At 43.4% G+C, this 11,681-nt stretch carries 8 protein-coding genes; 1 reads left to right on the top strand and 7 read right to left on the bottom strand.

The annotated features are described in order from the left end of the window. Positions 1 to 74: 74 nt before the first annotated feature. The 3 genes from ubiA to pgi form a co-directional block, all read right to left on the bottom strand. Complete coding sequence (gene ubiA / locus M1E93_RS01670) at positions 75 to 929, bottom strand: 4-hydroxybenzoate octaprenyltransferase (protein ID WP_169342289.1); 855 nt, start codon at positions 927 to 929, stop codon at positions 75 to 77. Positions 930 to 962: 33 nt separating this feature from the next. Then, on the bottom strand, positions 963 to 1,469 hold the full coding sequence (gene ubiC / locus M1E93_RS01665) for a chorismate lyase (RefSeq protein ID WP_004925912.1): 507 nt from the start codon (positions 1,467 to 1,469) through the stop codon (positions 963 to 965). A gap of 259 nt (positions 1,470 to 1,728) precedes the next feature. Then, complete coding sequence (gene pgi / locus M1E93_RS01660; protein WP_104873039.1) at positions 1,729 to 3,375, bottom strand: glucose-6-phosphate isomerase; 1,647 nt, start codon at positions 3,373 to 3,375, stop codon at positions 1,729 to 1,731. A gap of 264 nt (positions 3,376 to 3,639) precedes the next feature. Here pgi and lysC point away from each other — a divergent pair, with 264 nt between their 5' ends. Further along, the gene (gene lysC / locus M1E93_RS01655; RefSeq protein ID WP_004925907.1) at positions 3,640 to 5,016 is read left to right on the top strand and encodes a lysine-sensitive aspartokinase 3; all 1,377 of its coding nucleotides are present in this window, start codon (positions 3,640 to 3,642) and stop codon (positions 5,014 to 5,016) included. A gap of 53 nt (positions 5,017 to 5,069) precedes the next feature. On the opposite strand, the gene M1E93_RS01650 is transcribed toward lysC, so the two are convergent. The 4 genes from M1E93_RS01650 to metH form a co-directional block, all read right to left on the bottom strand. Next, positions 5,070 to 5,687, bottom strand: coding sequence for a LysE family translocator (locus M1E93_RS01650; protein ID WP_060560900.1), 618 nt, complete (start codon positions 5,685 to 5,687; stop codon positions 5,070 to 5,072). Further along, positions 5,684 to 7,165, bottom strand: coding sequence for a tetratricopeptide repeat protein (locus M1E93_RS01645; protein ID WP_104873040.1), 1,482 nt, complete (start codon positions 7,163 to 7,165; stop codon positions 5,684 to 5,686). The genes M1E93_RS01650 and M1E93_RS01645 overlap by 4 nt, the downstream gene beginning before the upstream one ends. Positions 7,166 to 7,312: 147 nt before the next feature. Continuing rightward, positions 7,313 to 7,900: a hypothetical protein gene (locus M1E93_RS01640; RefSeq protein WP_104873041.1), complete on the bottom strand. Its 588-nt coding sequence runs from the start codon at positions 7,898 to 7,900 to the stop codon at positions 7,313 to 7,315. Positions 7,901 to 7,954: 54 nt separating this feature from the next. Next, complete coding sequence (gene metH / locus M1E93_RS01635) at positions 7,955 to 11,620, bottom strand: methionine synthase (RefSeq protein WP_426207272.1); 3,666 nt, start codon at positions 11,618 to 11,620, stop codon at positions 7,955 to 7,957. Positions 11,621 to 11,681 lie beyond the last annotated feature (61 nt).

Here is an 11,681-nt window from a genome sequence, read left to right as displayed (position 1 = left end):
TAAAAACGTAGGGTCGTCAGTACGTAAAAGGGGTAATGTGCTTCACATTACCCCTTTACTATTCCACAAATGGTTTACAAGTAACTTAAGAAAATCCCAATAAATAAGATCAATCCAACATAGTTATTATTTAAAAAGGCTTTAAAACACGGTGCTCGTTCCCTATCTACCATTAATTTTTGTTGGTAAATAAACAGCAATGCCGATAGTGATAGTGCGATATAGTACACCGCTCCTAAATCAGCCAATGAACCCACTAACACCAATAAAACAATCATCACGATCTGTAAAATACCAATAATCAGCTTGTCATATTGGCCAAACAGTATCGCTGTTGATTTAACGCCGATTTTTAAATCATCATTGCGGTCAACCATCGCATACTGGGTATCATAAATCACGGACCACAAGATATTGACCAAAAACAGTACCCAGCACACCAATGGTAACGATTCACTGACAGCAGAGAAGCCCATCGGGATAGACCAACCAAATGCGGCACCTAAAACAACTTGAGGTAAGTGGCTGACTCGCTTAACAAAAGGATAAATCCACGCCAAAGCTAATCCGGCAACAGATAGCCAGATAGTCATTGAATTTAGCGTCAGTACTAATAAAAATGAGAGACCAACGAGGCTAGCGAATAAAATTTTTGCTTCTTTTTCTGTCACATCACCACTGGGTAATGGGCGGTGTTTCGTTCGCTCAACATGGCCATCAAAGTGACGGTCTGCGAAATCGTTAATCACGCATCCGGCTGCACGCATCAAGAAAACGCCCGCCGTAAAGACAATAAGAATATGTAAACTCGGTATACTTTGAGCGGCAATCCACAACGCCCAATAGGTTGGCCATAACAATAATAGCGACCCTATCGGCCTATCAATACGCATCAAACGGCTGTAGGCATGCCATTTACTTAGCGCCATACTTCCCTCCATTTGTTGTGCTCCTTTTATTTTTTATCTTTTATATGCAGGTGATTCAGGTAAAAACAGTTCGGTTAATAATAAAGGTTTTTCAGATAATCTTAATAGAGAGCGGCGGATCCATCGCAAATTTTGCTGCCCTATATGAATATAATCACGGGAAAGATTATCATGGCTAAAGAGATAACGCCCTAACGGTACAGCACCGATATCAATAAGTTTCCGGTCTTCACCAGTCAATGTCTCCTGTGGAATTAACGTTCGTCCAAGTAACCATGGAATATTATCACCATACATAATGACTTCACGTAACCAATAATATTCACTGACAGGTAAACACGCCGCTTCTTCTTCGCTCAATGCCTCTTGAGTCACATAACGTTGCGTATAAGGAACAACCGTGACACGTTGGCAATGCTGCTCTAAGCGTTTTGTCATCGACCCTAGTTCATGTAGCCAATCTAAAACATTTTCAGGAACAAGGTCATCATCTTCTGATAGCCATGTTATCGGGTGAGAGATAAAAAGCGTTTCATCCATTACTCATCATTCCACCACTATACTGTGTGGTTTTGTATCATATTGGTTCTTAGCATGAAGGATATCACGTTGCCTTGCGATAAGGTTAAAGTTAGCTAACAAATTAGTTAAAAAATCACAAATCCCACATGAATTGTAAAATTTTCTTAAAATAATTTTTAACGCTAATGAGTCATACACACAAAATGATCAAGTAGAAATGATTAAATAGCGACAGCCTGCCATTATGGCAGGCTGTGAAAGGTAGCTATGACGCTTATCAACGCCAAGCTTTATAACGATTAATTAGCCCATTAGTTGAGCTATCATGGCTGCTGATTTCGTCTTTACTTTCTAACTCAGGCAAAATTCGGCTCGCCAATTGCTTCCCAAGCTCTACACCCCATTGGTCAAAGGTGAAAATATTCAGAATTGCCCCTTGCGTGAAGATCTTATGTTCATACATCGCAATGAGTGCACCTAATGAATAAGGTGTGATCTCTTTAAGCAAGATTGAGTTTGTTGGGCGGTTACCTTCAAACACTTTATAAGGAGCAACATACTCCATATCCGCAGGGTTTTTACCTTGAGCCGCAAATTCCGCATCAACAACTTCACGCGTCTTACCAAATGCCAACGCTTCCGTTTGAGCAAAGAAATTCGACAGTAATTTATCGTGATGATCACCGAGTGGATTATGCGTTACTGCTGGCGCAATAAAATCACAAGGGATCATTTTAGTTCCTTGATGGATCAATTGATAAAAGGCATGTTGGCCGTTTGTGCCCGGTTCACCCCAAATAATTGGCCCCGTTTGATAAGAAACTTTGTTGCCATTACGGTCAATATACTTACCATTTGACTCCATATTTCCTTGTTGGAAATAAGCGGCAAAACGGTGCATATATTGATCATATGGCAGAATCGCTTCAGTTTCCGACTCAAAAAAGTTGTTATACCAAATGCCAATTAAGCCAAGGAGAACAGGAATATTCTTTTCAAAAGCCGTTTGGGTAAAGTGCTTATCCATTGCATGAGCCCCTTCGAGGAGCTGAACAAAATTGTCATAACCCACAGACAAGATAATGGATAGGCCAATCGCTGACCATAATGAATAACGGCCACCAACCCAATCCCAAAACTCAAACATATTTGCCGTATCAATACCGAACTTCGCGACTTGCTCACTATTGGTTGACAGTGCCACGAAATGTTTTGCGATATGCTGTTCATCTTTCGCTTGTGCGAGCAACCAATCACGCGCTGAATGCGCATTCGTCATGGTTTCTTGCGTCGTGAAGGTTTTTGATGCGATTAAAAACAGAGTTGTTTCTGGATTTAAAACTTTCAACGTTTCCGCTATCTGCGTGCCATCAACGTTAGAAACAAAGTACATATTTAAGTGATTTTTATAAGGGCGTAGCGCTTCGGTGACCATAAATGGACCAAGATCTGAGCCACCGATACCGATATTCACCACATCCGTGATAGCCTTGCCAGTATACCCTTTCCACTCGCCATTAATAATGCGCTCACTAAATTGATGCATCTTTTCTAAGACCGCGTTGACATCTGGCATCACATCTTTGCCATCAACATAAATCGGTGTATTGTCACGGTTACGTAGTGCGATATGCAATACAGCACGATCTTCGGTACGGTTAATTTTTTCACCACTGAACATACTATTCATTGCGCTTTTTAGCTGAGTCTCTTCAGCTAATGCGAATAATTTATCCAATGTTTCTTGAGTAATTCGGTTTTTGGAGTAGTCCACCAAAATTTGGTCGTCAAATGTCGCGGAAAATTTGGTAAAGCGATCATTGTCTTGTTTGAACAGGTCGCGCATATGGGTATCTTTCATTTGCGCAAAATGTTGCTCTAGCGCCCGCCATGCTGCCGTTTGGCTTGGATTAATACTATTCATGGATAACACTCTCCAAAATATTTGAAATAAAAATAATTGTAACTCGCCGAGTCATCTTGACCTATCACTTTCCTGCGTTCTTGCAATCCTTATGATATTGGGCAATTTTTTGCAATTTTTCCAGAGCTTATTACAGCCATCGGGAAAAGCGATAATAAATTAGTCATCATTAGAATTACTGATTTGCATCGATTCTTCATTGACGGCATCGGCCTAACCCGATATTTCTATATAAAAAATAGATTGCCAAAAGGGATTGATACCATGAATGCAGTAGCCTCTTTGCCAGAAAATAATCCGTACGTTATCGCCAAATTTGGGGGGACAAGTGTCGCTAATTTTGAAGCCATGAACAAAAGTGCAGACGTTGTTCTTTCGAACAATAATGTCCGCGTAGTGGTACTTTCTGCTTCTGCGGGTATCACTAATTTGTTGATAGAGCTTGCCGAAGGTTGCGATGCCGACAAACGTAATCAGCTACTGCAAAAAGTTAAAGAGATCCAATATGCGATTATTGATCATTTACAACATGCGGAAGTAATTCGCGAAGAGATTAATCGTTTATTAGATAATATTGCTCATTTGGCAGATTCCGCTTCTCTGGCAACTTCCGATGCGCTCACCGATGAAATGGTGAGTCACGGTGAACTTATGTCGACTTTGCTGTTTGTTGAAGTCCTCCGCCAGCGTGGGGCTAACTCACAATGGTTTGATGTGCGCAAAGTAATGAAAACAAATGCAAACTTTGGTCGCGCTGAACCCGACCTTTTGCAATTAAAAGAGTCGGCCCAACAACACTTGCTCCCTCGCCTACAGGGTTCTTTAGTCATTACACAAGGTTTTATTGGGCAAGATAGCAAAGGACGCACAACAACACTTGGCCGTGGCGGTAGCGATTATACCGCGGCATTATTGGCTGAAGTTCTCAATTTAGCACGTGTTGATATCTGGACAGACGTTCCTGGTATTTACACGACAGATCCACGCGTCGTACCCGCAGCACAGCGTATCGATGAAATTGCTTTTGACGAAGCCGCAGAAATGGCAACGTTTGGCGCTAAAATATTGCATCCAGCAACGCTATTACCTGCGGTACGTGCTGGGATCCCTGTTTTTGTTGGCTCCAGTAAAGAGCCACAAGCTGGCGGAACCTTAGTGTGTGATAAAACCGCGAATGCCCCTCAATTTAGAGCGTTAGCACTGCGCCGTAAACAAACACTGCTCACGTTACATAGCCTAAAAATGCTGCATGCTCGAGGCTTCTTGGCTGAAATATTCACGATTTTATTACGTCACAATATTTCCGTTGACTTGATCACCACATCCGAGGTGAGCGTAGCCCTCACATTAGACACCACTGGCTCTACGGGTACAAATGGTAGCTTACTCACCAACGCACTGATGACAGAGCTATCAGCGCTATGCCGCGTAGAAGTAGAAGAAAATTTAGCGCTAGTGGCCATCATTGGGAACGAACTGTCGCAAGTAAATGGCCTCGGCAAACAAATTTTTGGGGCGCTAGAATCCTTCAATATCCGAATGATCAGCTACGGTGCCAGCAGCCATAATATCTGCCTACTGGTACCAGGTAATGACGCGGAAGAGATAGTGCGCACTCTGCATTCAAATCTATTTGAATAACGGCTCACTTTCCTGAGAAGACAGGCGCTCTTAGATAAAGGGCGCCTTTGACTTTATCGGCGAGAGAAAGCTAATTTAGCCGCGAACATAATAAAAATTAGCCCTGTTGTTCTGTCCATCCAGCGAATTACCGCCGGTTTTTTAAATAATGTCGATAGGGGGCGGGTAGCACCAATCAACAAGCCACTCCAAATAATCCCTAAAATGACATGGATCCCCACCAGCAAAAATGTCCACATCACTACATCTTTTCCGGCAGGGATAAATTGCGGTAAAAATGAGACATAGAAAATACCTACTTTTGGGTTAAGTAAATTGCCCAAAAAGCCTCGCATAAACCAATTTTGTTGCTTGGTGGATGTCGCGTTATCACCTGAAAAATGGTTTCTCGGTTTCAATAGCATTTGAACACCAAGCCAACACAAATAGGCAGCACCACACCATTTTAAAATAGAGTAAGCGAGTTCAGAGGCGGCAATCAGTGCGCCTAAACCAAAGGCTACCATAGCCCCCCACGCCAAACACCCTAACCCAATTCCTGCCGCGGCGGTAAAGGCCGTTCGTGTTCCCTGAACCGTTGATGTTCTTAAAATTAGTGCGGTATCAATACCCGGTGTTATTGTTAGCAATGTTGCCGCGAGTACATATGCGACCATCAATTCAGCTATCATTCATCACCCCCCTTTATCTTAGCCATCGCCTTTTGTACATTTGCCGTGTACTCCAACATCGCTGCTGTCACCGCTGCATTCTCTTTTAACAACCTTAAATTTTTTTGTGCTGTTTTATCATCCTGCTGACTCGCCCGCTCAAACCACATGATGGCTCGAAAGATATTTTTATCGCCACCAAGACCCTTGGCATACATGACGGCAAGGTTATTTTGTGCATCGCTGAGGCCTTGAAACGCGGATTGTTGCCATAATTCCCGCGCTCTTCGCGCATCTTGTTTTACCCCATTTCCCGTTAAGTAAAAAATGGCCAATTGATTTTTTGATTGGATATCATCCTGCTCTGAGGCTTGTAGCCAACTCACCACTTTTTGAATATCTATCTCAGGGAGTTGCCCTGCAATATACAATTCAGCGAGTTTTGTTTGTGCTTCGACAATATCATCCTCGGCCATGCTCATATACCATTCAATGGCTTTTCCATGATTGGCTTTGACACCGCCTAACCCTTTTTCGTAAAACTCCGCGACTTTCATTGCAGCAGGAACAGAACCATTATTGGCGCCTAGCAAATACCACTCAAAGGCACTGCCAAGATCTTTGCCTACACCATCACCCTCTTCATAGCCCCGCCCCATCACAAACAGTGCATCTGTATACCCCTGTGATGCAGCACGCTTATACCAATACATCGCTTGATACGGGTTCTTTTCAATCAAACGGTGGCCTTCATAATAGAGATCCCCCATATTCATTTGGGCAATTGCTGAACCCATATTTGCTGCTTGTCGATACAAATCAATGGCTTTTTCCTCGTCCTGCTGAACGCCTTCACCCTTTTCATATAAGACAGCTAAGTTATTGACTGCCGCAGCCACTCCCTGCTGTGCACTCTTTTCATACCACATTTTGGCTTTTTGATAATCAACCTCACCGTCTAAGCCATCGTAATAAAACATGCCTAACGCCAATTGGCTATACGCGCCCCCTTGTTCGGCGGACTTCATATACCATGCTTTAGCTTGTTTATAATCTTGCTCCAAGCCTAAGCCACGCTCATACAAAAAACCTAAACTATATTGGCAATCAGGGTCACCCTTTTCTGCACCTTTCCGATACCAGCGCACTGCCTCTGCATATTTTTGCTGCTGTTGTGCTAAAAGCCCTAAATAATAGTCACCATCGGCACTGCCGCGATCAGAGACTTTTTTAAACCAAATGAAAGCCTTATCTGCATCAGGAGATAAATAATCAGTACCATCCATATAAACAAGGCCAATACTGAGCATGGCATCAATATCACCAGACTCAGCTTCTTTTAATTTATGAGTAAACTCGACAGGAAGGTTTTCAGGGGGTGTGGCAAGAGAAGCTGGCGGTTGCTGTTTTCCTTGTACCGATAATGTTTCCTTGGAATTAGCCTGCACAAAAGCAGCACTGCCTAAACAAAGCAAAAATATTAAGGGTCGTAAATTCATTCAATCAATCCATTCGCCAGCATTATGCTTATAACATAACACTCCTCATGGAAAAGCATAAGCGTTCAGCTCCTAAAATCAGCAACGAATAATAGAATATTTAGGCATATTTTAGGTGGTGAAAAACCGTTCACCACCTAAAGGGGATTAGTTGACTCGATAACCGCCATGTTTGCTCGCGAATAAATTAAATTTCCCCCATTCCACTAGCATGGATTCCAGCATTTCATGGCTGACCTTACATAGGTTCGCTATTTGTGACACAACAAATTGGTTTTCCCCGATTAATTCAGGGGAGAAAACTTCAGCTATCCAACCACACTCTTTCATGGTGACCAACCAACCGTCATTGGTGGCAAACTTATGCACAGGGATCATTCCCTCTTTCGAGCTTTCTTTCGATAATAATTTATCTTCATCGCGTTGTGCTTGGTGGAATGCGTCAATTTCTTCTTGTGAAGGAACAGGCTCAACCATTTGTGCATCTTCTAAATAAAGATAAATCTCCTCCGCACGAGCCGGTGTCAATTCACTTTTTAGCCAAATTTGATTGAAACAGTGGTCATCTAACATCTCATCGGTATCAAGCTTATCCATGATTTGCAAAATACTCATCATGGCGCTCACCAGATCTTCACTCATGAAAAATGTCTCAGGTGCCGCACTGTTTTGGATTTTATAAGGATAAACTGCCGTGTTCGGCAGCCTATCTTCAATAATAAATTCGTAGCTCATCATTCAGCCTCTTTAAGTGTCTTACTGATAAGATGGTGCCGATCCTCCGGAAATTCAATCCTCTGGGTCATAGCCTAAATTTGGTGCGAGCCATCTTTCAAGTTCACTGACTGACATTCCCTTACGTTTTGCATAGTCCTCGACCTGATCCCGCTGCACCTGAGCGACGGCAAAATATTTACTTTCAGGGTGGCTGAAATACCAACCTGAAACCGACGCTCCAGGCCACATTGCATAAGAACTGGTTAATTGCATACCGATTTGATTTTCCACATCTAATAACTGCCAAATTTTGGCTTTTTCGGTATGTTCAGGGCAAGCTGGATACCCCGGCGCCGGTCGGATCCCCTGATATTTTTCACGGATCAGCTCATCATTCGGCAAATCCTCGTCAGGGGCATAACCCCAATACTCTTTTCTCACCTGCTGGTGCAAGTATTCCGCAAATGCCTCCGCAAGCCTATCAGCTAACGCCTTCAACATAATTTTATTATAGTCATCATGTTGCTGTTCATATCCATCTGCAAGGGCATCTTCTTCTAACCCCCCCGTAACCGCAAAAGCACCAATATAATCCGCTTTTCCACTGGCTTTAGGGGCGACAAAGTCAGATAAACAGTAGTTAGGAAACTCTTTCTTCTCTGTTTGTTGACGTAGGTTGAGAGCGATAACATCTGCACTATCACGAGCCGAGGAACGATATATTTCAATATCATCCCCTACACTGTTTGCAGGATATAGACCAAATATGCCTCTTGGCGTCAGGGCATTATCCTTCGCGAGTTGATCTAGCATGTTGTTCGCGTCTTTTAGTAATTTACGCGCCTCTTCACCGACCACCTCATCTTCTAGGATGCGTGGATATTTCCCCGCGAGCGACCATGTCATAAAGAAAGGCGTCCAATCAATATAATGACGTAATGTCTCAATCGATGCTTTGACCTCTTTCACACCAAGGAAACGTGGCACTGGAGGCTGGTAATTTTGCCAATCAATTTTCACTGAGTTAGCGCGAGCAACTTCAAGGGAGACTGGTGGGGTTTTGGGTTTTTTACGTCCATGTTGCTCACGAACGATTTCATATTCACGGCGAGTTCGAGCAACGAACTCCGCTTTTTGTGTTGCGGAAAGTAGCGCGGAAACCACGCCTACAGTGCGCGATGCATTTTGTACATATGTCACTGAGTGGCTGTAATTGGGTTCTATTTTTACTGCCGTGTGAGCTTTTGATGTTGTCGCTCCCCCAATCATCAAAGGGATTGTAAAGCCTTGGCGCTCCATCTCTTTAGCCACATGGACCATCTCATCCAACGAAGGCGTAATTAACCCAGAAAGGCCAATAACATCAACATTCTGCTCACGGGCTGTTTTTAAGATGGTTTCACAAGGTACCATCACGCCCAAGTCAACAATCTCATAGTTATTACACTGTAAAACGACGCCGACAATATTTTTACCTATATCGTGAACATCACCTTTAACGGTCGCTAATAAAATTTTACCCGCGCTGCTACCTGATTGTTTAAGTGCCTGAATATAAGGTTCTAAGTAGGCAACTGCTTGTTTCATCACTCGAGCGGATTTAACAACCTGTGGTAAAAACATTTTCCCTTCACCAAACAAGTCACCCACGACATTCATCCCATTCATCAATGGCCCTTCAATCACTTCAATAGGGCTTGCTGCGAGTTGGCGCGCCTCCTCCGTATCTGGGATGATAAATTCGGTGATCCCTTTAACTAACGCATATTCTAAACGCTTTTCGACAGCCCAAGAGCGCCATTCAGCCTGTTGAACTTGCTGCTCCTCACTGCCTGATGCACGATATTTTTCCGCTAATTCCAACAGGCGTTCAGTGCTATCCTCACGGCGGTTTAAGATCACATCTTCGACCGCATCTTTTAACTCTTTAGGCAGATCATCATAGATAGCTAACTGCCCCGCATTGACGATCCCCATATCCATGCCATTACGGATAGCATAATAGAGGAACACAGCATGGATCGCTTCACGAACGGGATCATTGCCTCTGAATGAAAACGACACGTTAGAGACACCACCAGAGATCATCGCATGTGGAAGCTGCTGCTTAATATCCTGACAAACTTCAATAAAATCGACAGCATAGTTATTATGTTCTTCAATACCTGTCGCGACGGCAAAAATATTTGGATCAAAAATAATATCTTCTGGAGGGAAACCAACCGTGTCAGTCAATACGTGATAGGCACGACGACAAATTTCGATTTTTCGTTCACGGGTGTCGGCTTGGCCTACCTCATCAAATGCCATCACAATGACTGCGGCACCATATTTACGCACCAATTTGGCATGTTCGATAAAGGCACTTTCCCCCTCCTTCATCGAAATTGAGTTCACAATGCCTTTGCCTTGAATGCATTTCAGCCCTTTTTCGATAACATCCCATTTTGAAGAGTCGATCATAATGGGAACACGGGCAATATCAGGTTCGCCAGCAATTAAATTAAGAAAACGCACCATCGCCGCTTCCGAATCCAACATCCCTTCATCCATGTTGATATCGATAATCTGTGCGCCGTTTTCCACTTGCTGGCGAGCAATATCTAATGCCTCTTGGTAGTTTCCTTCCTTAATGAGACGTTTAAACTTCGCCGATCCCGTCACATTCGTACGTTCGCCGACGTTAACAAATAACGAGTCTTTGCCAATATTAAGTGGTTCTAGCCCTGATAAACGGCACTCTACAGGTAACTTTGGTAAGGCGCGCGGCGCAATTCCTTTAACGGCTTCAACAATTTTTTTGATGTGCAAAGGTGTCGTACCACAACATCCCCCGACAATATTCAAAAAGCCTGCTTGTGCCCATTCACGAATTTGTTCCGCCATATTTTGTGCATCGAGATCATATTCGCCAAAAGCATTGGGTAAGCCTGCGTTAGGGTGTGCACTGACATAGCACTCCGCAATACGCGATAGTTCAGACACATATTGGCGCAATTCATTTGGCCCTAAAGCACAGTTGAGACCAAAGGATAAAGGTCTAGCATGACGCAATGAGTTATAGAAAGCTTCGGTAGTTTGCCCCGATAGGGTACGCCCAGACGCGTCGGTGATCGTCCCTGAAATCATAACCGGCAGAGTCACTCCCAAGGCTTCAAATTCTGTTTCAACCGCAAAGATCGCCGCTTTTGCATTTAACGTATCAAAAATTGTTTCGATCATGATCAGATCGACACCCCCTTTGATCAAAGCGCGCGTTGATTCACGATAGGCTTCAACTAATTGATCAAAATTGATATTCCGAAATGCGGGGTCGTTAACATCAGGGGAGATCGAGGCTGTGCGGTTAGTCGGTCCCAACACACCAGCAACATAGCGTGGCTGTTCCGGTGTTTTACGTGTCCACTCATCGGCACATTCACGGGCGATACGTGCAGCGGCTTCATTTATTTCGGCAGACAACGATTCCATTTTGTAGTCTGCCATCGCAATCGTTGTTGAGTTAAATGTGTTTGTCTCAACAATATCTGCCCCAGCCGCAAAGTATTGATCATGAATATCGCGGATAATTTCAGGCTGAGTCAAAACAAGGAGGTCGTTGTTTCCTTTGAGGTCACAAGGCCAATCCGCAAAGCGTTCACCACGGAATTGTTCTTCGGTTAGCTTATGGCGCTGGATCATCGTCCCCATTGCGCCATCCAGTACTAAGATCCTTTTTTGTAATTCTTGTTCTAACATACTGATTTTATAAACCACTTTCCCTGCCTCCTAAAAAACAACAACCAAAGTCATAAGTTAA

This window comes from Providencia sp. PROV272, from assembly GCF_049901975.1.
Classification (GTDB): Bacteria; Pseudomonadota; Gammaproteobacteria; order Enterobacterales; family Enterobacteriaceae; genus Providencia; species Providencia stuartii.
Note: the sequence above shows the minus strand (reverse complement) of the source record. Positions and strands in the feature narration are given on the sequence as shown.

Excerpts from the sequence above, each read along its gene's own strand:
- ubiA (WP_169342289.1), bottom strand. The coding sequence starts at position 929 with ATGGCGCTAAGTAAATGGCATGCCTACAGCCGTTTGATGCGTATTGAT.
- ubiC (WP_004925912.1), bottom strand. The coding sequence starts at position 1,469 with ATGGATGAAACGCTTTTTATCTCTCACCCGATAACATGGCTATCAGAA.
- M1E93_RS01650 (WP_060560900.1), bottom strand. The coding sequence starts at position 5,687 with ATGATAGCTGAATTGATGGTCGCATATGTACTCGCGGCAACATTGCTA.
- M1E93_RS01640 (WP_104873041.1), bottom strand. The coding sequence starts at position 7,900 with ATGAGCTACGAATTTATTATTGAAGATAGGCTGCCGAACACGGCAGTT.
- lysC (WP_004925907.1), top strand. The coding sequence starts at position 3,640 with ATGAATGCAGTAGCCTCTTTGCCAGAAAATAATCCGTACGTTATCGCC.
- M1E93_RS01645 (WP_104873040.1), bottom strand. The coding sequence starts at position 7,165 with ATGAATTTACGACCCTTAATATTTTTGCTTTGTTTAGGCAGTGCTGCT.
- pgi (WP_104873039.1), bottom strand. The coding sequence starts at position 3,375 with ATGAATAGTATTAATCCAAGCCAAACGGCAGCATGGCGGGCGCTAGAG.
- metH (WP_426207272.1), bottom strand. The coding sequence starts at position 11,620 with ATGTTAGAACAAGAATTACAAAAAAGGATCTTAGTACTGGATGGCGCA.